The sequence below is a fragment of the Ilyomonas limi genome (assembly GCF_005233845.1).
GTDB classification, from domain to species: domain Bacteria; phylum Bacteroidota; class Bacteroidia; order Chitinophagales; family Chitinophagaceae; genus Ilyomonas; species Ilyomonas limi.
This window is the reverse complement of the sequence record NZ_SZQL01000006.1, coordinates 124797-149033: the sequence shown is the minus strand read 5'-3', so window position 1 is coordinate 149033 and position 24237 is coordinate 124797. Positions and strand designations below refer to the sequence as shown.

The following is a 24237-nucleotide window of genomic DNA, read 5'->3' as shown; positions in this document are numbered from 1 at the left end:
TTCTCCCGTTTGCATAATAAAACAATTAATATTTTAGGTATTGCTCCTTATACTTTTCTCCCTGCTTATACAGGTGGGCATAAGAATATTGATTTGTTTTATAAATATTTAGGTACTGAGGAAAATATAATAGTAGCTTCTACAAGAAATAATGATGAGCAATCGGCTAAAGATTATAAGCTGTTGAAAGTATTTAATAACAGCAAACTGCGGTACATCAATCCATTCTACTTTTTTATTTTACGGAGGATAGTTGTAACCCATAAAATTTCACATGTTATTGTTGAGCATCCATATATGGGGTGGTTGGGTATCCTGTTAAAGAAATTTACTAACATACAATTGATTATCCATTCTCATAATATTGAAGGGTTACGTTTTAAGAGTGCAGGCAAATGGTGGTGGCGTTTATTGCTTCAATACGAAGGATATGTCCACCGGCAAGCAAATATCAGTTTTTTTATAACGAACGAAGACAAGCAATATGCGGAAACGCACTTCCATCTACAACCTCAAAAAAGCTTTACTATTACGTACGGAATTGAAATACCGAGTGCCCCTTCTCTGACAGCAAGAAAACGTGCAAGACAAACAATTAATGCGTTGCATCATATTGCAGCTAATGAAATAATAATCTTATTTAATGGAGCATTGAATTATAAACCCAATCTAAATGCTGTAAAAGCAATTCTTACCTACATCAACCCACAATTGGAGAAAGCAAATAATTTTATTTACAAAGTAATTATTTGTGGTAAAGATTTGCCTGCACATTATGGTGATTTGATAGCATGGAAGGATAGAAACATAATATTTGCGGGCTTCGTATCTGATATAAGCCTATATTTTTTAGCGGCAGATATTTTTATCAATCCGGTGATTGAAGGCGGAGGTATAAAAACAAAGTTGGTAGAAGCGTTGGCGTATGGCAATAGTGTGGTGAGTACAGTAAGCGGTGCCGTTGGGATACCACCTGATTGTGCAGTAAATAAAATGAAAATTGTGGAAAATTATGATTGGGTAGAATTTGCACGGGCTATAGTACAAGTTGATACTGACGTGCCAACAAGTGAACTCTTTTTTGAGCATTTTTACTGGGGTAATATTGCTAAACGTGCGGCAAAAGCAATCGAAAGCCTCATCTAACCAGCATATATCTTTATTATTTCTTCATTATTAATCATTCGCAGCATAAATAGCGTTTTATGGTTGTAGGCTCAGGACTTATTGGTAAACGTTTCAAAAATTATATTGATGATAAACAATATCTGATTTATGCAGCAGGAGTATCTAATTCTTCTACCAAAGAAGAACACGCGTTTCAGCGGGAAGTAAATTTGCTGCAGGAAGTTTCGATAAATAATGCAGATAAGAAAATTGTATATTTTAGTACCTGCAGCATTTACGATAATTATTTAGGCAAGTCCCTGTATGTAAAACACAAGCTGCACATGGAAAAATTAGTGGCAGCACACAGCGGTGGTTTCATCATTTTTCGAGTCTCCAATCCAATAGGTTTTACTACCAACCATCATACTTTTTTTAATTTTTTTATAGATCATATTAAAACAAACACTCCATTTGATATATGGGTTAATGCTGAGCGGAATTTAATTGACATAGATGATATGCATAGCGTATGCAATCATATTTTACGAAACAAGCTTTTTGAAAACAGCATTGTAAACGTTGCTAATCCTCACAACTATTCCGTTCTTTTTATTGTAAAAACATTAGAACAATACCTACATACCAAAGCCACATACACGTTAACAGACAAAAGATCTATCCCCGAAATTGATGTATCTGCAATAATACCCATCTATAAACAATTATCTATTTCATTTACCAAAAATTATCTTTGGCAATTACTCGAAAAATATTTTCCAAGGAATGCGTTATAAATCAATGAAAAGAAAGCTGGCATTAGAATATGTATTGATGATGCCTTTTGTGATAGCCGGTAAGTTGTATGGCAAGATTTTCAAATTAAAAACACAACACAAAGTCTTTTTATTTTTTCCTAACGGAGACATTGGCGGTTCACCAAAGGTGAATATTGACATAACTAATTGCTTGAAAACCTATTCTCCAATTATTTTCTTTTCGAAAAAACCTAATAACAACCTATTTAAAGAAAGGTTTAAACAAACGGGCGTTCCAATTATAGACTTGCATAGGAAAATAGATAATAAGTTATATCACTTTGTCAATTTTTTTTACCGAGGTGTAATAGCATCATGGATTAATGCGGTAGAAAATCCTGTTGTACTTGGTGGAGAAGTTATATTCTTTTACAAGATTATACCACATTTAAAAAAAAGTGCCTGGTGTGTAGAGGTATGTCATTTAGCTACATGGCTGGAGTACTCTATTGGCTTTATTGATAAAATAGATGTTCGTGTTTTTAGTACCGAAAGGCTGAAAAAAGATGTAGAACTTCAATATAAAAAAAATAAATTGAATAGCAGCTATTTTAAGAAACTTACATTTATTGAAAACGCGATTGAGATACCTGCATATAAGACAATTGAAAACAATCGGTTGCAGGTAGTATTTATTGGTAGAGGCTCACCGCAAAAGAGAGTTTATTTGATAGCTGCTATTGCCGAACAACTTCATCTGCAACAGGCACCGGTTTTATTCAGTTTTGTTGGTGATGTAGAAAGGGTAATTGACGTTGATAAATATCCATATTGTAAGTTTTATGGTAATGTAAAGGATGATGCACTTTTACGTCTTATTTACGAAGAGTCGGATGTACTGATACTCACCTCTGCCTTTGAAGGTTTACCTGTTGTTATAATGGAAATGATGGCATATGGAAAAGTCATTATTTCAACTAATGTAAATGGCATACCCGATTACATTTTTCATGAGCAAAATGGTTTTTTAATAAGTTCAAAAGATGAAGAGGAGATAGTGCAGGAAGGTGTTAATTATATTAATCGACTGGTAGAAAACCCGGATTTAAAAAGGGTGTTAGGTGCAAGGAGCAGGGAAATAGCAAAACAAAGGTTTGATTATAGAAATTTTTGTAGAGAATACATGGAAGTTCTAAGGTTCTGCTAATAGATGAAGTAATAACAACAAATGCTGCCAATGTTGGCAGCATTTGTTGTTATTATAAGGATAAAACTTAATAATAAGTAATTTCCAATTTTGGATGTTTTGATACATCAGTATATTTACTAGAGCAAAATATTCTGCTATTGTACATTATTTCGTTTTGTAAGCGAATCATAAAACCATAGTTGCCCGAAGTTTTCATTTTCTGCACCATATCTGTTACATCTATATCTGTTAAGTCAAGCATAGATGTATTGGTCTGAGGTATTAATATCTCGTCATTGGAATCAGTCGCAGGCTGTGTTTGCCAGGAGGTACTTGTACTCCAGTTGCTAACCACCCGTTGTATAAACATAGCATTACTTGAACCAGAATTAGCATCTATTAGATTTCCATTCAATGGTGCAGGATTGCTATAGAGCGTCAATTTAGCAGCAGTAATAGTCGCATTAGCAGGCAATTGTGATAAATCAAATTTAAACAGCGACCTGCCATAATCCGGCAAACCGTTTCTTGTCCAGGCAAAGGCGTCCAGTTCCGGTGAGGTAGGATCGCTATAATTATCAAAGTCATTACCCGACAGATACATCTCATTACCACTCTTCGTGCTATTTAACAGTGTCACAATTTTTATTTTGGGGGGTAATACGTTTACAGATACAGTATCAATACCGGTAGCACCTTCATTATCAACTACCATTAATTGAAACACATAAGTACCTGTTGAAAGACGTTTAACTGTTGTAGTTGCAGCACCATCAGTAAGAATTAAAGCAGCATTAGGTCCGGATAATTCACTCCAACTATAACCTACAATTGATCCATCTTTATCCGAACCAGAACCTTGCAATATTGTGGAATCTTCTGGCAACTGTATGGTTACGGGTGTTCCTGCGTCTGCAATAGGTACATTATTGTTTTCGTATTTTTGACAACTTAATAAAGTGAGAATACCTAAGAGCATGAGAAAGCTAAAAACAAATCCTTTATGCATGTTAACTGTTTTGGCGTTACAAAGAAAATGGAAAAAAATTATATGAGCAAAACTTTAATATCTTTTTTATACAATATAAGTTTATAGTTACTATAAATTCCAATTATCTGCAATTATAAAATTAGCGGCCTTCTATTTAAAACTCAACCAATTTTTTATTTTTAAGATAAGAAATTGTCATCAGTATTTTGGAAAAAGCACCTATGTTGAGCAAAGTCCGTGGTACCTTGTCTAGATCATTTACCATATTAATGATAACTGCCGGCCAATTTTTATTTCCATATTGTTCCAATTGTTTTTGCGTAGTAATATTCATGTTTCGCAGCAAACGCCACCAGGCATCATACACCAAAATATGGCGTAATAATGGTTGTATCCCTTGCTTTTGCAATAAAATATAACCCTCAGGCAGTTCCACTTCGGGCTTGTAAAGACAGGACTGTGTAACCTGCGACTCGCTGATGCCAACATTAACTAACGGCTGATTGATATAGTAATAACTGCCGGTTTGTTTCAAAATACGGTAATAAAATTCTATATCCACCCGCCACGGTAGGCGTTCATCATATTGTTCTTTTATACTGCTGTGAATGAGGGTTACACTTGGCGGTCCAATCACATTTTCAGCGATTAATATTGCAGGCTCTTTGGTTATTTTTTTGCTCCAAAAATGCCGCAAGTACACTTCTTGAATAGTGCCATTTTCGTAATGGTTGGTGTAAGCAGAAAAAATAAGCTTGCTCTTATTGGTATGTTCTGCAAACATAGCCAGTGCATTTTCGTTTGCAAACCAATCATCATCGTGCATGAGTTTTATCCACTCGCCACTTGCTTTGGAGATGCCAAAGTTCCAGTTCGCCGGCGTGCCCAAGGCAACTTCGTTTTTATAGTATAATAATTTGAATTTACCTTGATATTCCTCGCATACAATCTGCACGCTATTATCCGGGCTATCGTCCGATACAATTACTTCAAGATCTTTGAAGGTTTGTATGGCAATCGAATGGAGCAGCCGTTTTAAGTAAGCTGTTCGTTTGTATGCCGGTATGCAAATGGAAATTAGCAAAGTGAACGATTGTTGAGATTAGTGGGATGAAGCTGAATATTAGTAGCTAAAGTATGTATTAGAGTAACAACTTGTATAACACGCTTAATTAATTTCAATATCAGGAATATATGTAACTAACTGAGTACCCCAACTTTTAGTAAATGCGAGTTTTTCAATAATTTCCTTTTTAAAATTCCAAGGAAGAATGATGATAATATCAGGTTTGTTATCAACAAAATAGTCTCGTGAAACAACTGGTATATGGCTTTGAGGCAAAAACTTACCTTGTTTAGAGGGAGTATCATCTACAACACATTCGATAATATCAGGCTTAATACCACAGTAATTGAGAAACGTATTCCCCTTTGCAGCAGCGCCAAAAGCAATAATTTTTTTACCTTTCATGCGCTCTCCTATAATGTATGAAAGAAATTTGTATTTAGCATTATTTGCCCGTTCATTAAATCCTTTGTAGCTGCTTATCTTATTTACACCGGCTGTAAGTTCTGTATCCAATAATTGCTGAACACTTTCCAATACTGGTTCGTTCTCATTCTCTCTATGCTTTACATATATCCTTAGTGAACCACCATGTGTTTCTAACTGCTCTACATCGAATATTTTAAAGCCATGAAAATCGAAAAGCTTGTTTATGAAGTAAAATGAGAAATAAGAAAAATGCTCATGATAAATAGTATCAAATTCTGTCTTTTCAATCAGTTTCATTAAATGTGGAAACTCAAACGTCATAACACCTACAGGCTTCAACAGAATTTTCAATCCTCTTACAAAGGAATTTAAATCGGGCACATGTGCCAATACATTGTTACCAAGTATTAGATCAGCCTTTCTTAATTCAGATAATTTTAGGGCTAAGTTTTCATCAAAAAATTCAATAATTGTATCAATGCCTTTGTTTATAGCAATCTGCGCAGTGCTGGCTGTGGGTTCTATACCTAACACAGGAATATTTTTCTCCTGAAAGTATTGCAGTAAGTAACCATCATTTGATGCTATTTCAACTACTAAAGAATTAGTGTTTAGATTAAAACGTGGGGTGATTTTTTCTACATATTTCTTTGAATGTGCCAGCCAATACTCTGACACAGAAGAGAAATAGACATAATCCGGTGAAAAAATTTCTTCTCTTTTTTGATATTCATCCACCTGTACTAAAAAACAGTTATCACATACCAACACCTTTAAAGGATACAAACATTCTCTATCATTCAGGTTTTCTTTGGTTAAGAAAGCATTGGAAACAGCAGTACTGCCAAGGTCTATAAATATATTATGAATTGTTTTCGAACAAAATCTGCATCTCATATAAGTATTGATATTTTAGCTTAAAAGAATATTTGTACTTTATTTATTGTATTTAATTAACAGCTTTGAAACTACATCAATTTCCTTCTTTTCTTTATGTATATCTATGTAAGCATTCAACCGTTTAGCATTTTCTATTGAACGATTTTTTTGTATCATCCATGGCCCTACAATAGGCAAATGTCTTATTAGATTACCTATTCGCTTTTTTGGAGAAATTGTTGTACGGGCAATGTGTATTTTACTAGCGAAGTCTTGAATAATTTTATCAACTATATCTTCTGCTTTCTTGTGGCTGATCATTAGAATAGCTGCCATTTTTGTTGAAATGAAACTCTTGAACACGTTCACTTCATTTGCATACTGCTTTTCACGAAGTAATGCGTCAATATCTATCGCTGTTTTATCATCAGAATCAAGTGCGTACTCTCTTACCTGGTATAGTATAGGAATTTCTTTACACTTTCCATACAGAATAGGTATAAATGCAGTTATATATTCATTTAGAAAGAGATTTTTGATTTGGCTACCTGCTCCTTGATATGATTGCTGTAACACATATGTTCTAAATACTGCATATACTACGGCACGATAGTTTTCAAACATATTATACAACCTTTGTAATGGCTCGTCCGGTTCTATACATTTTATATGGCCATAAATAGCGCCTAGTTCAATATTGCCTCGTGCTAAACTTTCTTTTTCATACCTTATACTCAAGCCTTGTGCTATTGCATAATCCTTGTTTTCTTCTAAAAAACTAACACATGCCAGAATGCTTTTTGGAATAATAAAATCATCATCTGCACACATTACTACATAAGGAGTTGTCACCTGAGCAAGCACAATTTCTATCTTTTTAGGAAACGATACACCTGGGGTGTAGCTATAAGTCCAATTAGATTTTTTTTTGGTAAATTGATGTTCTTGCACAGAACTATCTGCTATTAAAATAGGAAAATTATATTCATCATAATACTCCAAAAGACGATCAAGATTTTTATGTCTGTTATGCAGTATAAGGATGAGTGTTACCTTGTCAATCATGAGGTATATTTTTGATAAAACAGTAACTTCTTACTTTTTTATTGTTTGGTATTGACTTACCTTTTTAGTCTATTTTTTATTTTTTTCAGTTTTCGCATCACTTTTGTTTTTAAAGGTAAATTCAATGCATCAGCACCTGTTTCACCCTGGAAGCCTACCGTAACAGTTCCTTTCTTTACCTCAAATGGCTCTGTCATGTTTTCCTTCTCAATAAAAACCATGTTAGTATAATAGTGAATAGCCTTGATATTTCGGGTTAGATAATCAACTTTAAATTTGTTTGGTTCCTCGCTAAACCATGCATGCATTTGATCTATGAAATTTTTTGAGTATTCTATAAACGTACTACTACGTTTGTATTTTCCATGATATAACTTCCAATAGGAAGTTTGAACATCCTCACATAAATAAATACCATCTGGCTTCACAATGTCAAACAATGCCTCAAATGTAAAAATTTGTTGTTTCATGGTGTGACCGCCATCATCAATTAAAATATCAAGTGGTGGAAGTTTTTTTCTTACATCGTTTAGAAATTTTTTATCATCCTGACTACCTATAAAGACTTTTACTTTTTCTTCTTCAAATGTTTTACTGTCAGGATTAATATCAATACCAAATATATTGGCTTTGGAGCCAAAGTATTCTTTCCACATATCTATTGATCCTCCCTGAGATAAGCCAATTTCTAGAATATTAATCTCACGATCGCGGAACTTAGAAAAATACTGATCATATATCTCAATATAGTGATCCCACTTATGTATCAATCTGCCATTATGATTATCAAATATTTCTCTTAATGATTTCATTTGTACTCCGGTTTAGTAAAAACATGGCAATTATAAGACGAGCAACGGAGAATACTCACTTATTTTTGATAAATTCATGCTATAATGCTAAAATCCACCTCTTTTTCGTACAATTGTTTCTTATCAAAATCTATCTTATCAGCACAACCGTTCCTTTTTTATAGATATTTCCACAAAAAGTTCTTGCCTTAATTACATAAATATAAGCGCCGGTTGATTGTGGCAGACCTTTGTAAGTACCATTCCAACAGTCTGCAGCGTTGTTGCTGTGAAAAATCAAGACTCCCCAGCGATCATATATCGAGAAATCGAGTTGCCTGACAATACTCCATTTTTTTACACCAAAACAATCATTAATACCGTCGTTGTTAGGTGTAAAGGCAGAAGCCATCTGATAAGCGTTTTCACTATTGGCAACCTTCACTTCTACTGTTATGGAATCTTCAGCCACACATCCATTTGTACCGGTTGCTTTTACATGATAAACAGTGGTTTGCCTGGGCATTGCCAAAGGCGATGCAGTATTAGGATGCGTTAATGTAGAAGCTGGCGTCCAGCTATAAATGCTTGCTCCGGTTGCACTAAGCGTAGCACTATTTACGGCGCAATCAATATCGTTGGAGCGGCTTACCTGAATAACGGGTTTTTGAGCTATCGACAAGGTGGTAGATAATGTGCTCGATACTTTGCAGGTGTTGTTTGTAACAATCACACTGTAAACACCATTGGTAGTTGGTTTGATATAGGTAGATGCCTGATAAGGCTGTAAAATATCGGGCGATACATCCCATGTATAAACATCTCCACCAGAAGAAGTTATCAGTACCGAATCGCCCAAACAAACTTCGCTTTTAGATGGATTAATAGCAAATTGAGGCAATGCAGTTACTGTTATTTTTACACTATCTTCATTCACACAACCATTATCGCCCGTTCCTTTTACGTGATACATGGTTGTTTGCACAGGCGAAGCAACAGGGTTTTGAATAGTTGTATTATTTAAACCAACAACAGGAAACCAGTTGTACGCATCTGCGCCGGTTGCAGAAAGTTGCGCTGTAACGGAGCCACAAATAGTAGTGTCGTTGCCCGCTGCTATGACAGGTAACTGTTTAACATGAATGGTAATTTCATCTGTTGCATTGCATACACCATTACCGGCAGCAATGCTGTATTTGGTGCTAACATCAGGTTTTGCAACCGGACTCAGAATTGCAGCGTTACTTAAGTTTTGAACAGGAAGCCATTTAAAAACAGTGGCATTGGATGCAGTGGATGTCAATAACACTTCTTCACCGCTGCAAACAGTAGTATCGCTGCGAACAGCAACGGTTGGACGTGCTAAAACGTTTACACGTACACTATCTTTTGTAATACATCCATCTTCATTTTTTACAGACACGTAATACTTTGTTGTATCCGGTGGAGCAGCCGTAGGATTGGCAATGTCCAATGCAGACAAAGTGGCATCGGGCTGCCAGGCAAAGGAATTATTATTGCCGGAAGCAGTTACAGATAATTGCGCTATATCATCTCTGCAAATTATTTTGTCTTGCAAGCCAGACAGCACCGGAGAAAGCAATGCATTAATGTTGATGGTGTCTTTACCAATACAACCTTTCGCATTAGTAACAGTCACTGAATAAACACCGTCTTTAGTAATCTTCAAACTGTCTGTTGTAGAGCCATTTTGCCATAAATAAGTACTGCCCGGATTTCTTGCAAAAACTGTCAAAGAATCGCCTTTGCATAAAGCAGTATCATTTCCTAATTTGACTACGGGTGAAGTTGTTTTAGATACATGAAAACTATCTGTTGACAGGCACCCATAGGCATCGGTTGTTACCCAATACTTACCAATATCAGATACAGTTATATTGCTTGTAGTAGCACCGGTATTCCATATGTAATTATTGCCTGCTGAAAGGCTTACCAGACTGATATTTCCACCTTCGCAAAAAGCTGTATCTAAGATTGGATGCGGTGCTGGTGGTGCAACAACCACCACTTGCCGGCAGGTGGAAGATTGTGTGGCAAGCCCTTCATCTACAGATAAGGTGATGTTGTAAGTGCCGGGTGTAGTATAAGAAAATGGAGGCGGTGTTTGAGCAATAGAGCTGGCAACACTCGCTGAGGTACAACCAGGAAACTTAATTCGTGTCAATGTATTATTGTGGGCATTTGGAATAAAGGAATATACGTCTGAATCTGCCCGGAATAATTTAGAGATAGAATGCGGAAAACTTAAATTGCCTATATTACCTAATGATTGAGCAACCGGAACGTTGGTGAGGTCATTATCAGGGAAATCCAGGCTAACCATGTCGTTGTAACTATCATCGCCGTTTACTATAAAGCCTTTAATTTCATCACAATATTTAATGATATAAATGTCCCAGCATTTATGCAAGGTGTTGTTCAAATTCCCCAGGTTTGTTCCTGAAGGATTATTTAGTAATGAATTGCCAAAATCCAGCCTGGTTAAAGTATTACTTGCTGTATTAGTGATAAACGCATGATATTGACCAGCATCATTCATTGCAAAAATACCAACAGGAGAATTAAGATTACCAATATTACCAATGTTTGTAGCTACCGGTGTAGCATTGAAGTCATTACCAAAATTAAATTTAGTGATGGTGTTGGTGTAAAAATTAGTAGTAAAGCCATACCATGTACCATTTTCGCTAAACATGTATAAATCGTGGGGATACGATAAATCACCTAAGTTGCCCCAGTTAAATACATCAGGTATTGAATTGGTAATATCACTTCCAAAATCAATTTTCAGAATAAAAGATTCTACTCCTGATTGCGGATCGCCGCCTACAATAATTGCATAATATTTACCATTATTGCTAATAAGCTGTATGCCCTCAGCATTATTAGGAATAACCCCCAGATTACCTAAGTTTATAGTAACCGGATTATTTAATAGACTGTTACCATAATCGAGCCTTACCAAGCTGCCCGGATAATTATTAACTACAAACACATAATAATTGCCATTTACATTAATGATATCGGAATATACAGGTAAACTAAAGGTATTATTGATATTCCCAAGATTATTACCGGTAGGTGTTTGGTTAATATCAGCGGTACAAAAGCTCCAGTAAAAATTGCTTGCACCTGTAGATGTATTGGTTACCTGTACAGAGGTATTTACGCATACTGTATCAGGCGATGTGAAAGAAGGAATTACCACAGGTGGCTCTATAACTTTATTGCAGGAATCTTTAGCATAACTGTTACAGGTTGGATTCAATTCGTTTATTGCAGCGCCATTCACCAATGTGCCATTCCATTTTGCATTGCCCTGTTTATTGTTTAAATCATCAAAAGTATAGTAAGCGAGTAGTCCGGACTGCGTCGCAGAATTTGGTAAAGGTTTATTCAAATAAGTATTTAACTCAGCCTGCGTACGAACTGTATTCCATATTCTTACTTCATTAATGTAGCCTAAAAGCCCTTCAGTTTGAAAGCCTGGCTGTGGTGCAAAATTGCCAATAGTGGTTATGAAATCATTCTGAAACAACTTGCCTGAAGCCGGCACTGAGCTCATCAAAAAGCCATTGCGGTAAAATTTTAATGTTGTTCCATCATACGTCATAGCTACATGATAAGTTTTATTTAGCTCAATATCACAAATATCCGGCGTTCTGAAATAGCCCTGATCAGTAGTGATTTCTGCAGTATTCGGCCGGAGCAAATAATTGACATTTTCAAGTTCTTTATGTTTAGAAACAAGATCACCTGCATACAATTCATTGGATTGTGAACGTGGCTGCGTTCTGTTAAAAGTAGCTTCCACAGTAATCTTTGTGCCAGGCACGTCAAGGTCACCAACTTGGAAAGCGCCATCATCAGTATTAATATACAGCCAGTTGGAACAAGGATCATTATTACCGCATGAAGCTAATATATCAAGCGTGGCTACATTGGAAACAACCCTACAATTTTTTGAACTGATATTGCCCGGTTCAGCACTCAACATTCGGTATAACAATTTTTTTCCATTACCATTATTTGGAGCAACTAAGTTGATTGATAATGCATCAGAATTAGGAAGATCGTTCCAGGTTTGTCCTTCATCATTGCTCATTTGCCATAAATAATCATACTGCTGACCTTGTGTAGTAACATCGCCATATAAAGTAAAAGGTTTGCCGGCACAAATACTCAATTTGTCCTGAAAAGTATTTGCATCAAATGAAGCACCTAATTGTGGTCCGCAGGCTCTGAATGTAATATCATCTAAAGCAAAATCATTTCCCGGAAAATTTTCACCACCGGGATTTGAATTGATTATTTTTAAAACAACATTGTTTGTTCCTTGCGGCATTTGAAAAAAGAAGCCGTATTTATTCCAGGTAAATACATTCTCCTGTTGGATAGCACCTGTTGCAAAAGAGGCAATTTTATAACCATTCACATCCTCAATTAAAAAAGTGATATCAGGGTTTTGCCCCCTCATTACAGAAGGGTTCAACACATTTGCAATCCAGGCTGCAAATTCATATTTTGTATTGCCGCATAAGCCTGTAATAGTTTGTTTATAAAACTCGCCGGGCGTTGCGCTGGAATTAAAAAAAGCCATATAACCATTTACATCGTTTTGCGTATGATCTTGCATACCGCTATACCACGGAGCTTGCGCAACAGTATTATTAGTAATTGTATAACTGCCATCGTAAATAATAGGTGATGCGGGGTTTCCAAATACTGGCACATAGTTATAGGTTGTACTGGCACCGGGAACTAAAGTTTGTAAAGGTTTACCAGGATTATCACCGCTGCTAAAAGTAATGTTTACAATCGGATCGCCCAAACTGCCGGTGCAAAGATTAGGATTATCGCCACCTCGTAAATTTTGAGAGTTAGTTTCTGATTCAGTGTAACCGGCAGTATTATAGACTATCGAATTATCAGGTGCTTTGATATTTTTGTTCTGGCCTTGCCGGGTTATTCCATTATATAAAGTGCTATTTAAACCTGCATATTGCGCATACACATTAAATGAAAAAAAGGATAAAAGGGCGACTAGCAGATTGGATCTAAGGCTCATTTTTTTAGCAATTCCGTTTTATTTTCCCAAAATAAACACTTATGTATGAAGTGCAGCATTTAATTAAGCTTAATTGTTATGTAGTTTATCTTATATAGAAGATAAATGGAAAGCTTTAATATCAAATGAGTAGCTTTTGTAGCAATGAAAAAAGGCAGCAATGGCCAAGGCAGCTTTCGCTGTTTAATATATTCAGCTAAAGGCTATTATACTTTATCGAAAATGTTATCTAAAGCTTGTTATGCTCCGTTCATCCTTCGCCCATCCTCCGTTTTTTATATCTTGCTCCGGGGAAAAAGGAATATATCAGGCAAATAGCAGCACATAGAAAGAGCTTGCACAAAAGAATGGATAAAGATAGAGAATTCTATCCATCATCTAACTATAATGCGCACTGTAAGTGCCATTTCAAATGTTCACTATGACACAGGTATATTCAAAAATACAATTATGAGTTGTCGGGAAAAGCCTTTATTATACATACTTCAATAACTGCAAAAACTTCTCTAATCCCCTTTTTTTTGTTTCTGTCAGGCGATAGCTGATATTTTTGCCAAAATAAGTGTGTAAATCGTATATGGTATATGGATTTTCCGCTACTACTTTTTCAAGTTCATTCAAGCCAACTGCATTAGCCTCATTAAACAATTTGCAAAAACTTTCGGGTAACTTCTTATTGGCAATCCAAGCCGCAAATACAAACGGCAAGCCTGTAAACTGCTGCCAGGCTGCTGCCAGATCATAAATATAGGGCGATGCTAAGCGCTGCTCCAAAGCCCGGTCGCCTATAACTACGCCGGCAGTGGTGCCTTGTATATGCTCTCTAAAATCTTCCTTTGCATCTTCCATGGCCGGATTGATTTTCCAGTAATGTTTCAATAATACCTTGCACAGATTTACAGACGTTTTACTTTGATAATCGAGCAGTACTCGCTCTATCTTATCAAGCGGCACCTCGCTGAACAAGCAAACCGAAGCTACGGCACTTTCTGCACCAATGCAATAATCACTTATAATATGCCACTCCTTTAATTGCGGAATGGCTGCTACCGGAATTAGCCCTACATCCAAGCTGCCCTGTACCAGCATATCCGCAATTTTAGAAGGATAATCAATCACCAATTCTACCTGTTCCAGTAATGCTTTTGAACGAACAATTCCATACAATAGCGGTTTTGTGTTTAAATAACTTACCGCGCCTACATTAATCTTATCCAATTAAATTATTTTTGCCTGCAAAGAAAAGCATTCGCATCGTAAGGAAAGCAAAACGAAATGTTTTTGAGCTTTCTATAATGATTGCTTTATGCTACAACATCATTTTTAAATGAAATTGAACAACCTTACTGCCATCTCCCCTATTGATGGACGCTACAGACACCAGGTAACGCAGCTTGCAGATTATTTTTCGGAGTATGCACTTATCAAATACAGGGTATTTGTTGAGATACAATATTTTTTGTTTTTGGCAGATAAAAACTTTTTTGAACTGCCAGACACTGCACGCGAACATTTAGAAAGTTTAGCTGCTCACTTTTCCCCTGAGCACGCATTAAAGGTTAAAGAAATTGAAGCCATTACTAACCACGATGTGAAGGCTGTAGAATATTTCTTAAAAGAAGCGTTGGAAAATGTTGGCGCAGGCAGTATAAAAGAATGGATACATTTTGGTCTTACTTCGCAGGACATCAATAATACCGCCATCCCGCTTAGCTGGAAACTGTGTATTGAAAAAGAATACCTGCCGCTTGTACAAGAACTCAAAAGCATTATTCATCAGTTTGCACAGCAATGGAAAGCAATTCCTATGCTGGCACGTACGCATGGTCAACCAGCTTCGCCAACAGTTTTGGGTAAGGAAATAATGGTATTTGTTGAGCGGCTGAATAACCAGTTGGAGCTATTTACCTACATTCCTTTTGCAGCAAAATTCGGTGGTGCCACCGGCAATTTCAATGCACATACAGTAGCCTTTCCTACATATAATTGGATCGCCTTCGCCAACGAATTTGTAAATGATAAGCTGCAATTAAAACGTATGCAGTTTACCACACAAATAGAGCATTATGACAATCTCGCTGCCCATTGCGATGCTATGAAACGAATCAACAACATTCTGATTGATTTGTGTCGTGATACGTGGACCTACATCAGCATGGACTATTTTAAACAAAAAACAAAGAAGGGCGAAGTGGGCTCTTCGGCAATGCCGCACAAAGTAAACCCTATAGATTTTGAAAATGCAGAAGGCAATTTTGGTTTGGCAAATGCTTTACTGGAGCATCTTTCCGCCAAGTTGCCCATCAGCCGCATGCAGCGGGATCTCACCGACTCCACTGTTTTGCGCAATCTAGGTATGCCGGTTGCTCATATCATTATTGCCATCCAATCGTTGAAAAAAGGATTAAATAAACTGGTGTTAAATGAAAGCAAATTGCGGGAAGATTTAGATAATAATTGGGCTGTTATTGCAGAAGCTATTCAAACAATATTACGCAGGGAAAACTATCCAAATCCTTATGAAGCTTTGAAAGACTTAACACGCGGCAATGCGCATATCAGCAAAGAAACCATTCAGCAATTTGTAGAAGGATTAGCAGTTAGTGATGAAGTAAAAAAGGAAATATATTCTTTATCTCCTGATAAATACACCGGAATATATGTTGGATATTAATATATTTGTAAAAATAAACGCTTATGAAATATTTGGTTCTCTTTGCTCTTCCTTTTACCCTTTTAATTGGTTGCCAACAAGATATATCTTCCCCTCAAACTATCAGAGATTCGTTAGTAACCATTTTTGATACAGTGAGATTACAAGCAGACTCAATACTACAATTAAGTGTTATGAGAGATCTTTGGGCTTACTATAACTTTAATGGAAACATGAAGGACAAAAGTGGTAATGGTAGAGATATAACCGGTTATAATAATATTCAACTCAGCTACGACATTTTCGGAAATGAAAACAGTGCACTGTCTTTTAATGGACAATCTAACTATGCAGTGATAGAAAAAGGAAAGGAATTTCCGGAAGGTGATTTTTCTGTAAGTTTTTTAATGCAATCAAATACGTTAGGTGGCGAAATTTTTCATAAGGCAGATTTGTCTAATGCACAAGGTGCATCATTCGGAGTGGGCTTTGACGATGCCAATCAGGATAGTGACCAGGAAACAAATGTAGCTTTTGATGTTTCTTTAGATGATAATATATGTACAAACCATGTAAATCCTTCTACTTTCCTCTATGCTCATAAGAAACTACATACGGATGCTTGGTATTTCGTGACTATTACATTCATTCAGGGAGTTCAAAAGTTTTACATTAATGGAGTACTGATAGGAACTAAGCAAGTTGATAAGAAAGTTATTAAACAATGTCCCAGTGCAACTTTCAATTTAGGTATTTGGTGGCAGAATGATCCACATTTCTTCTCAGGAAAAATGGATGAATTAAGGATTTACAGCAGGTCTTTGGAAGATGATGAAGTACAGTTCCTTTCTCAAACTACATTACCTCAATAAGTAATTAAGTAAAATAGATTCAAACAAATAAAGGCGCATGGCTTTCAATAGTCATGCGCCTTTATTTACAGCAATCCAATAATATTCCCTTACTTCAACACCTCACTCGTAAAGTGAAATTGTATATCGGGGTTGTTTTGTATTTCGGTATTTAAAAACCATTCACTTTGTGCTAAATAAACAGGGTTACCATCCTTGTCTTCCGCCGAATTCTGCTGCTTGAAGCGTAAAAACTCTTCTAATTTTTTCGGGTCTTTACTGGTAAGCCAGCAGGCTTTGTAAAATGGTAGCGTGCGAAACTCGCAAGCGGCACCATATTCGTGCAACAAGCGATACTGAATCACCTCAAACTGCAGATCGCCTACACAACCAATAATCTTTTTATTACCACCAAATTGTGTAAATAATTGCGCCACTCCCTCATCAGTCAACTGACTAATACCTTTTTCCAGTTGCTTTGTTTTCATCGGGTCTTTGTTCACCAGTTCCTTAAAAATTTCGGGCGAAAAAGACGGAATACCTGTAAAATATAAATCTTCACCTTCTGTAAGCGTATCGCCAATTTTAAAGTTTCCGGTATCAAACAAGCCCACTACATCGCCGGGGTACGCATCTTCAATTACGTCTTTGCTACGCGCCATAAAGCTGTATGGGTTGCTAAAGCGCACATCTTTATCGAGCCGTACATGATGATAATAGGTATTGCGTTCAAATTTACCACTGCAAACACGCAAAAAAGCAATACGGTCGCGGTGCTTGGGGTCGAGATTAGCATGAATTTTAAAAACAAAGCCACTAAATTTATCTTCATCCACACTTATTTCCCGCTTGTTTGTTTCTCTATCTTTTGGTATTGGTGCAATGCGTATAAAAGTGTCCAGCATTTCCTTTACACCAAAGTTATTCACTGCGCTTCCAAAAAACACTGGCGCTACTTTTCCCGCCAGGTAATCCTCTACGTTCAATTCGCCATACACACCATCTACCAATTCCACATTTTCACGCAAGGTAGCAGCATCGCGGGCTCCCAATTTTTCATCTACCACCGGATTACTTAAATCGCTAATTGCAATTACGTCTTCCTCATCGGCTTTTGTGTTAGCGGTAAAAATGCGAAGGCTTTTATCGTGCAGATTATATACCCCTTTAAAATCTTTACCACTGTTTATCGGCCAAGTCATCGGGTGCAGGCTGATGTTGAGCTCTTTTTCTATTTCTTCTAAAAGATCAAAACGGTTTTTTCCATCCCGATCCAGCTTATTAATAAATACAATCACAGGCGTGCTCCGCATCCGGCATACTTCCATCAACCGTCTGGTTTGCTCTTCCACCCCATTTACACTGTCCACCACCAGCACTACGCTGTCCACAGCCGTCAATGTGCGGTACGTATCTTCTGCAAAGTCTTTGTGTCCAGGCGTATCTAATAAGTTGATTAAGAAACCATTGTATTCAAAAGTCATCACGCTCGTGGCTACCGAAATACCGCGCTGCCGCTCTATTTCCATAAAATCGCTCGTAGCATGCTTTTTTATTTTATTGCTTTTAACCGCACCAGCTACCTGTATGGCGCCGCCAAACAACAAAAACTTTTCTGTCAATGTAGTTTTACCGGCATCGGGGTGCGAGATAATGGCAAAGGTTTTTCGCCGGTTTATTTCCTTTTCGTATTTCATGCTCTTTTTCTAAGGGCGGCAAAGGTACAACAAAGGGCTTGGTAATAAAAGCCTTAGAGTATAAGTAAATATTAATAAATGTGGCAGGAAGTTAAAACTGCATTCGCTGACGGGTGAGTATGGTTCTCGCTCAAAAGGCAATTGTGAAAGTACGATATTGGCATATACAATTGTTGAAGTTTGATGCACTTAATTGTTGCACTATTTGCTTATAGCAACTTCAGTATCATATACCAGAATACAATAGTTAATACAATTATAGCAATCCAGGTTAATAAAACAATTTTATCTACCTTCCACTTCTTTCTCTTCGCTGCGCTTAGCTCCTCACCACCTGTTTTCTCTTTCTCTATTGCCATAAAACTTGGCTGTTGATGCTTTAAAGATGTTACTACGCTCATTTTTTTCACTGGCAAAAGTTTTAGCTTATTTCTTCTCCTATACTAAGTTATTTTTTATAGCATTTCAGCAATACATTCAAGTATTATCATCTATTTTATCTCTTACTTATATAAAAAACATTATAAACAAACAATCTGCTTTTGCTATTACAAAATTCCGCCGAAAACAAATGTCCTCTCGCAGGCAAAAGCTGCTTTTAACCATATATATAATTAAAAAAGAAGCAAGCATTGTTAAACAACGGCAGTGACTAAGCTTTTATTTCTGTTTATTATATGTAAGGTTTGAGCGCTTACTTTTTTCATCTCAAATAAACAGCCAAGTTCTTATTTTTCAATTGTTTTGTTAATAAAAATTAGTATTGCCACATTACTTTATTTTTAATAAAACATACCCACTGGCAATATCACTTATTATATTAAAATAAAAAAATATGCTGCTGCAATTGTAAAAGATTTTTCAGCAGGTGGACACTGTTGAAATTGCAGAGCAAACAATTCCTCAATAGCAACAATCAGTTTCTCTAAAAAGGGTAACGCTAATGAAAGCGGATGCTGCCAACACAATTACTCATGAAGATTTTATGAAATCAATATCAGATAATTATTTCGTTTCAACAAAATATCAAAACATTCTTATAGCAACTTGCAGTACTTTTCTGTACACTGTTCCTTATTATATTGATATATTGATGAACAAAATTAAATCGTGTTCATTATTCCCATTTTCCTTTTTGCGGAAAACAGCATTAACCTTAATAATGCTGTTTTACTCATATACATTTATAAGAGAAGTGACGCAACCGATATTATTTTTGATTTGTCCGGTCGCAACTTGTAGCTCAGGTCTCAAAGCCTGTATTTCTGTAATTCAACCTAATTGAGACTGTTTTGCACTTCTTCATTTACTTTTACACCCAAAAGTTACAAATTATGATGGCACCCAGCATGGCAGAAATGATGATGAATGGCGAAACGCCCGATGTTTTGTTTTGGGTAGGTTGTGCAGGCTCGTTTGACCAGCGTGCACAAAAAATAACACGTGCATTTGCTGCCATTCTCAACAAAGTGGGTATTAAATATGCCATTTTAGGTAAAGAAGAGGCCTGCACCGGCGATCCGGCGCGGCGTGCAGGTAACGAGTTTTTGTTTCAGATGATGGCTTACAACAATATTCAAATATTAAATGGATACGGCATACAAAAAATTGTTACAGCGTGCCCGCATTGCTTCAATATTCTAAAAAACGAATATCCCGAATTGGGTGGCCATTACGAAGTAATACATCACACTACCTTTTTGCAAAGCCTGATAGATGAAGGAAAAATAAAACTGAAAGAAGGCGGTACTTTCAAGGGCAAAAGAATCACTTACCACGATAGTTGCTACCTGGGCAGAAGCAACAATATTTACGAAGCGCCCCGCAAAGTGCTGGAAACACTCGATGCCGAACTGGTAGAGATGAAAAGATGTGGCAGCAAGGGCTTGTGTTGTGGCGCCGGCGGTGCACAATATTTTAAAGAAGATGAGCCTGGCAATAAAAGAATAAACATTGAACGTACGCAGGAAGCATTGGGCACCGGCGCTACTGTAATTGCTGCTGCCTGTCCTTATTGCAACACCATGCTTACCGATGGTATAAAAAATGCAGAGAGAGAAGGAGATATAAAGGTACTGGACATAGCAGAGTTGGTAGCAATGAGTATGGAATGAGAATGTTTAAAGTCTAAGGTTATAAGTTCAAAAGTTAACGGTTTCGCCAAGTTTAAAATTTATGAAGAAATGCTTAAGGTTTAAGGATGGGCCGCTGGCAAGAAAGAGGAAAGATGATAAGATAAAGGTTAATGTAATCCAATCCATTATTTAAACATTAAGCATACAATTTAGAGTAAGTGGAGGCGATTGCTCAAAAAAATGCGCGGAGCAACCATGTTTTCTTTGAACTTTTTTGTTAGTTTTTCTTTCAATGCCTGTCCCGCAAAGGCGGGAAGAAAAAGGTAAAATGGCGGGTTACAACAAAGAACAAAAGTGATCGCCTGTGGTAATATTCACCACCCTTCCAATATTGATTTAATTATCAACAGACGCTTAATAACAAAAATCGGCAACAAATTATGAATGTAGAATACGCACAATATCTTCCTGAAGACTTTCATCCAACTTCCCGTGTGTGGGTGTATCAAAGTAATCGTTTATTCAGCATCGGCGAAGCGCTTGAAATAGAAGATATGTTGAAAGAATTTCTCGAACAATGGAACAGCCATGGTGTGCCTGTAAAAGGCTATGCTAATTTACTGTTTGGCCAGTTTCTGATCTTTATGGCCGATGAAACCGATACCGGCGTGAGTGGCTGCAGCACCGACAGTTCGGTGCGCATTGTAAAGAAAATTGAAAGCCAGTTTAAAGTAAATATGTTCGATCGGCAAACGCTGGCTTTTGTAATTAAAGATAAAATTCAGGTTATTCCAATGTCGCAATTAGGCTATGCAATGCAGCACCATTTTATTACACCTGATACTTTATACTTCAATAATCTCGTCAACACCAAAGACCAGTTATTGCACGATTGGATTATTCCCGTAAAACAAAGCTGGCTGGCGAAAAGAAAAGAAGTGCGGGAAAATTTGAGTATTTAATAGATAAGATTCAACATGTATGTATTAAATAATTGATCCTCCGGATATACAATCTGCCATATTCAACTTCCTAATGTTTCTCCTGTGCAAAAGGCATGGTAAAACCAAAGCCCACCTGACTTCTTAATTGTAAACGCGCTCCATGCGGTGGAAATTTTACATCATCGTCATAAATCATATCGAGGTTGTAGGTAGCCGCCAAAAACTTGGTAATTTTAAATGCAATAGCGTTGGTCATGTAAAAATCAATGTTAAGAGGCTTATAACCATAATTTGAAAATAAATCAAGACGTCCTTTATAATTGATGTCTTTAGTAATAACAGTAAAAAAGTTAATAGAAGCAAAAGCACCCACCTCGTTGTATGCATGGTTACCGGGACTTACTCCAAAAGAACTCAGATTGGAAAGCTTGTTGCTGGCAACAAAAGTAGTACGGTTGGTAAGCGGCGAAAGGAAAAAAGAAAATGTGGGTCTGGGTTTAAAATCGAAACCAACAGACAATACTAAATAAGCTGGCGATAAAAATGTAGAAGCAAGGCTACTGCTGTCTTTGCTGTAGTATGTGCGCCCGTCAAACAACTGAGAGCGGAAATCGAACAGTGTAGAAAGATACCATTTTTTAGATGTATCTATACTGTAGCCGTATTTAGAAAGTAGATCGTACCTGTCGTCGTTTTTGCGGCTGCCCAAACTTGTTGTTTGCACAAAGCCGAGGTTAAAATCAAGAGAATTATCCCACGAATGTCTCCCTTTGCGGTAAAACAGCGAGTAGTTTACATACGTATTGAACGACAGCGAAAAATTATCACCGCCTGCACTCCAGTTGCTCAGCGAGCCTTGTGCGAGGTTGGCATTTAATACACCACCGCGTTTCCATTTCCATTGCGAAGTGTCGTTTGCATCTTTCTTTACGTTCCTGAAAATTTCGTTAGGCAGTACTTTTACAGGAATATCCTGTGCAATCGTTAGTTGATGTACTGCTAAAAATAAAAAGGTAATAAGTGTGAATTTATTCATATTGCAATCTTCTCAAAGAAGCGCAAATATACTTTTGCAACTATTTAAAACAACTGTTAAGGTTCTGTCAATCTGACACCAACCTTTTTATTTACTTTTGCCCACTTAAATATTTGGATACAGCATGGAGACTTTGCAACTGGAAACAAAAGTGCATGATGAACTAAGGCAGGGCGAAGCCTATGCACCTTTTGCCAATGATATAAATGGGTTTGAAAAAAAATTTTATATAGAAAGCTACGGCTGCCAGATGAACTTCAGCGATAGTGAAATTGTAGCTTCTATATTAAATAAAGAGGGCTTTGGCGCCACCCGAAACTACGAAGAAGCTGATGTAGTATTAATTAATACCTGTTCTATCCGCGAAAAGGCAGAACAAACCATTCGCAAACGTTTAACGGAGTTTAAGCGCGTAAAAGAGCAAAACCCCGGTATGCTCATTGGTGTATTAGGTTGCATGGCAGAAAGACTGAAAGCAAAATTGCTGGAAGAAGAAAAGCTTGTGGATATTGTGATTGGCCCCGATGCGTATCGCAGCCTTCCCGGTCTGATAGAAGAAGCAGAAACCGGGCAAAAAGGCGTGAATGTTTTACTTAGCAGGGAAGAAACCTACGCCGATATTTCGCCGGTACGATTAGACAGCAATGGCGTTACGGCATTTGTATCTATTATGCGTGGCTGCAACAATATGTGCAGCTTTTGCGTAGTGCCGTTTACGCGTGGCAGAGAGCGCAGCCGCGATGCTCATTCTATTGTTCGCGAAGCACAGGACTTGTTTGAGAAAGGATATAGAGAAGTAACGCTGCTGGGGCAAAATGTGGACAGCTATTATTGGGTAGATGAAAGTGTCAGTAACGGCAGTGCGCTCAACGGCGCAGTTGCCAATGCAGTTACTTTTGCCAAACTATTAGAAATGGTAGCACTAATTCATCCCACATTGCGCGTACGCTTTAGTACGTCTCATCCAAAAGATATTACCGAAGAGGTATTGCGCACAATGGCGAAATACGATAACATCTGTAAATACATTCACCTTCCGTTACAAAGTGGCAATACCCGCATTCTGCAATTAATGAATCGTACATATACCCGTGAATGGTACATGGCAAAAGTGGAACAGATAAGAAACATTATTCCCGGTTGCGGCATCAGCAGCGATGTGATTGCCGGCTTTTGTACCGAAACTGAAGAAGAACACCAGGATACACTTTTAATGATGGAGTTTGCGAAGTACGACATGAGTTATATGTTTTTCTACAGCGAACGCCCCGGTACTTTAGCAGCCCGCCGCTATAAAGACGATGTGCCCGAAGAAGTGAAAAAAAGGCGTTTGCAGGAAATTGTAAAACTCCAAAACCGCTTATCGCTCGAAAGCAATCAGCGCGATATTGGCAAAGTATTTACCGTATTGATAGAAGGCGAAAGTAAGCGCAGCGAAATGGACTGGATGGGCCGCAATACGCAAAATAAAGTAGTGGTTTTTCCCAAAGAGGCTCACCGCTATAAGAAAGGTGATTATGTACAGGTAAAAGTGAATAGTTGTACACAGGCTACATTGCTGGGCCAAATAATATAGCAAGTATGGCAGATATTTATACCCTACCTGTTCAAATGGTA

At 37.2% G+C, this 24237-nt stretch carries 18 protein-coding genes; 8 read left to right on the top strand and 10 right to left on the bottom strand.

All coding sequences use genetic code 11. The features are described 5' to 3' along the window. The first annotated feature begins 9 nt into the window (after positions 1–9). Genes FC093_RS09540 through FC093_RS09530 form a run of 3 tightly spaced genes read left to right on the top strand, consistent with a single transcriptional unit; the run spans position 10 to position 3072 of the window. The gene (locus FC093_RS09540; protein WP_137261546.1) at positions 10–1146 is read left to right on the top strand and encodes a glycosyltransferase family 4 protein; all 1137 of its coding nucleotides are present in this window, start codon (positions 10–12) and stop codon (positions 1144–1146) included. A gap of 59 nt (positions 1147–1205) precedes the next feature. Further along, positions 1206–1904 (top strand): NAD-dependent epimerase/dehydratase family protein, encoded by a 699-nt coding sequence (locus FC093_RS09535; RefSeq protein ID WP_137261545.1) that lies wholly within the window; start codon positions 1206–1208, stop codon positions 1902–1904. 4 nt (positions 1905–1908) lie between these two features. After that, the gene (locus FC093_RS09530; RefSeq protein ID WP_170971043.1) at positions 1909–3072 is read left to right on the top strand and encodes a glycosyltransferase family 4 protein; all 1164 of its coding nucleotides are present in this window, start codon (positions 1909–1911) and stop codon (positions 3070–3072) included. Between the two features lie 67 nt (positions 3073–3139). Here the strand turns inward: FC093_RS09530 and FC093_RS09525 are convergent, their stop codons facing one another. From FC093_RS09525 to FC093_RS09495, 7 genes are all read right to left on the bottom strand, one after another. Further along, a complete protein-coding gene (locus FC093_RS09525; protein ID WP_137261543.1) occupies positions 3140–4063 on the bottom strand; it encodes a PKD domain-containing protein in 924 nt (307 codons plus the stop codon). A gap of 136 nt (positions 4064–4199) precedes the next feature. Next, positions 4200–5129 carry a glycosyltransferase family 2 protein gene (locus tag FC093_RS09520; RefSeq protein WP_137261542.1) on the bottom strand — a complete coding sequence of 310 codons (930 nt, stop codon included), beginning with the start codon at positions 5127–5129 and terminating at the stop codon, positions 4200–4202. A gap of 84 nt (positions 5130–5213) precedes the next feature. Further along, entirely contained in the window at positions 5214–6437 is a 1224-nt protein-coding gene (locus FC093_RS09515) for a class I SAM-dependent methyltransferase (RefSeq protein ID WP_137261541.1), read from the bottom strand. 39 nt (positions 6438–6476) lie between these two features. Further along, a complete protein-coding gene (locus FC093_RS09510) occupies positions 6477–7484 on the bottom strand; it encodes a TIGR00180 family glycosyltransferase (protein WP_137261540.1) in 1008 nt (335 codons plus the stop codon). 56 nt (positions 7485–7540) lie between these two features. Further along, positions 7541–8296 (bottom strand): class I SAM-dependent methyltransferase, encoded by a 756-nt coding sequence (locus FC093_RS09505; RefSeq protein WP_137261539.1) that lies wholly within the window; start codon positions 8294–8296, stop codon positions 7541–7543. A gap of 130 nt (positions 8297–8426) precedes the next feature. Then, on the bottom strand, positions 8427–13364 hold the full coding sequence (locus FC093_RS09500; RefSeq protein WP_137261538.1) for a T9SS type B sorting domain-containing protein: 4938 nt from the start codon (positions 13362–13364) through the stop codon (positions 8427–8429). Positions 13365–13838: 474 nt separating this feature from the next. Beyond that, positions 13839–14582 carry a menaquinone biosynthetic enzyme MqnA/MqnD family protein gene (locus FC093_RS09495; protein ID WP_137261537.1) on the bottom strand — a complete coding sequence of 248 codons (744 nt, stop codon included), beginning with the start codon at positions 14580–14582 and terminating at the stop codon, positions 13839–13841. Positions 14583–14691: 109 nt separating this feature from the next. Between FC093_RS09495 and purB the strand changes: the two genes are divergently transcribed. Together purB and FC093_RS09485 are read left to right on the top strand one after the other, a co-directional pair. After that, positions 14692–16038, top strand: coding sequence for an adenylosuccinate lyase (gene purB / locus FC093_RS09490; RefSeq protein WP_137261536.1), 1347 nt, complete (start codon positions 14692–14694; stop codon positions 16036–16038). Between the two features lie 23 nt (positions 16039–16061). After that, positions 16062–16889: a LamG domain-containing protein gene (locus tag FC093_RS09485; RefSeq protein ID WP_137261535.1), complete on the top strand. Its 828-nt coding sequence runs from the start codon at positions 16062–16064 to the stop codon at positions 16887–16889. 89 nt (positions 16890–16978) lie between these two features. On the opposite strand, the gene FC093_RS09480 is transcribed toward FC093_RS09485, so the two are convergent. Beyond that, positions 16979–18565 carry a peptide chain release factor 3 gene (locus FC093_RS09480; protein ID WP_137261534.1) on the bottom strand — a complete coding sequence of 529 codons (1587 nt, stop codon included), beginning with the start codon at positions 18563–18565 and terminating at the stop codon, positions 16979–16981. Positions 18566–18774: 209 nt separating this feature from the next. Then, entirely contained in the window at positions 18775–18966 is a 192-nt protein-coding gene (locus tag FC093_RS09475) for a hypothetical protein (protein ID WP_170971042.1), read from the bottom strand. A gap of 933 nt (positions 18967–19899) precedes the next feature. Here FC093_RS09475 and FC093_RS09470 point away from each other — a divergent pair. Together FC093_RS09470 and FC093_RS09465 are read left to right on the top strand one after the other, a co-directional pair. After that, the gene (locus FC093_RS09470) at positions 19900–20679 is read left to right on the top strand and encodes a (Fe-S)-binding protein (protein WP_137261532.1); all 780 of its coding nucleotides are present in this window, start codon (positions 19900–19902) and stop codon (positions 20677–20679) included. 401 nt (positions 20680–21080) lie between these two features. Further along, positions 21081–21602: a hypothetical protein gene (locus FC093_RS09465; RefSeq protein WP_137261531.1), complete on the top strand. Its 522-nt coding sequence runs from the start codon at positions 21081–21083 to the stop codon at positions 21600–21602. Between the two features lie 70 nt (positions 21603–21672). Here the strand turns inward: FC093_RS09465 and FC093_RS09460 are convergent, their stop codons facing one another. After that, on the bottom strand, positions 21673–22620 hold the full coding sequence (locus FC093_RS09460; protein ID WP_137261530.1) for a DUF3078 domain-containing protein: 948 nt from the start codon (positions 22618–22620) through the stop codon (positions 21673–21675). A 124-nt stretch (positions 22621–22744) separates the two neighbouring features. On the opposite strand from FC093_RS09460, the gene miaB reads away from it, so the two are divergent. Next, a complete protein-coding gene (gene miaB, locus FC093_RS09455) occupies positions 22745–24196 on the top strand; it encodes a tRNA (N6-isopentenyl adenosine(37)-C2)-methylthiotransferase MiaB (RefSeq protein ID WP_137261529.1) in 1452 nt (483 codons plus the stop codon). Positions 24197–24237: the final 41 nt, after the last annotated feature.

What these genes read in the sequence shown, in the direction of transcription:
- FC093_RS09535 (WP_137261545.1), top strand. Translation starts at nt 1,206, where the DNA reads ATGGTTGTAGGCTCAGGACTTATTGGTAAACGTTTCAAAAATTATATT.
- FC093_RS09530 (WP_170971043.1), top strand. Translation starts at nt 1,909, where the DNA reads ATGAAAAGAAAGCTGGCATTAGAATATGTATTGATGATGCCTTTTGTG.
- FC093_RS09525 (WP_137261543.1), bottom strand. Translation starts at nt 4,063, where the DNA reads ATGCATAAAGGATTTGTTTTTAGCTTTCTCATGCTCTTAGGTATTCTC.
- FC093_RS09515 (WP_137261541.1), bottom strand. Translation starts at nt 6,437, where the DNA reads ATGAGATGCAGATTTTGTTCGAAAACAATTCATAATATATTTATAGAC.
- FC093_RS09510 (WP_137261540.1), bottom strand. Translation starts at nt 7,484, where the DNA reads ATGATTGACAAGGTAACACTCATCCTTATACTGCATAACAGACATAAA.
- FC093_RS09505 (WP_137261539.1), bottom strand. Translation starts at nt 8,296, where the DNA reads ATGAAATCATTAAGAGAAATATTTGATAATCATAATGGCAGATTGATA.
- FC093_RS09500 (WP_137261538.1), bottom strand. Translation starts at nt 13,364, where the DNA reads ATGAGCCTTAGATCCAATCTGCTAGTCGCCCTTTTATCCTTTTTTTCA.
- purB (WP_137261536.1), top strand. Translation starts at nt 14,692, where the DNA reads ATGAAATTGAACAACCTTACTGCCATCTCCCCTATTGATGGACGCTAC.
- FC093_RS09485 (WP_137261535.1), top strand. Translation starts at nt 16,062, where the DNA reads ATGAAATATTTGGTTCTCTTTGCTCTTCCTTTTACCCTTTTAATTGGT.
- FC093_RS09480 (WP_137261534.1), bottom strand. Translation starts at nt 18,565, where the DNA reads ATGAAATACGAAAAGGAAATAAACCGGCGAAAAACCTTTGCCATTATC.
- FC093_RS09475 (WP_170971042.1), bottom strand. Translation starts at nt 18,966, where the DNA reads ATGAGCGTAGTAACATCTTTAAAGCATCAACAGCCAAGTTTTATGGCA.
- FC093_RS09470 (WP_137261532.1), top strand. Translation starts at nt 19,900, where the DNA reads ATGATGGCACCCAGCATGGCAGAAATGATGATGAATGGCGAAACGCCC.
- FC093_RS09465 (WP_137261531.1), top strand. Translation starts at nt 21,081, where the DNA reads ATGAATGTAGAATACGCACAATATCTTCCTGAAGACTTTCATCCAACT.
- FC093_RS09460 (WP_137261530.1), bottom strand. Translation starts at nt 22,620, where the DNA reads ATGAATAAATTCACACTTATTACCTTTTTATTTTTAGCAGTACATCAA.
- miaB (WP_137261529.1), top strand. Translation starts at nt 22,745, where the DNA reads ATGGAGACTTTGCAACTGGAAACAAAAGTGCATGATGAACTAAGGCAG.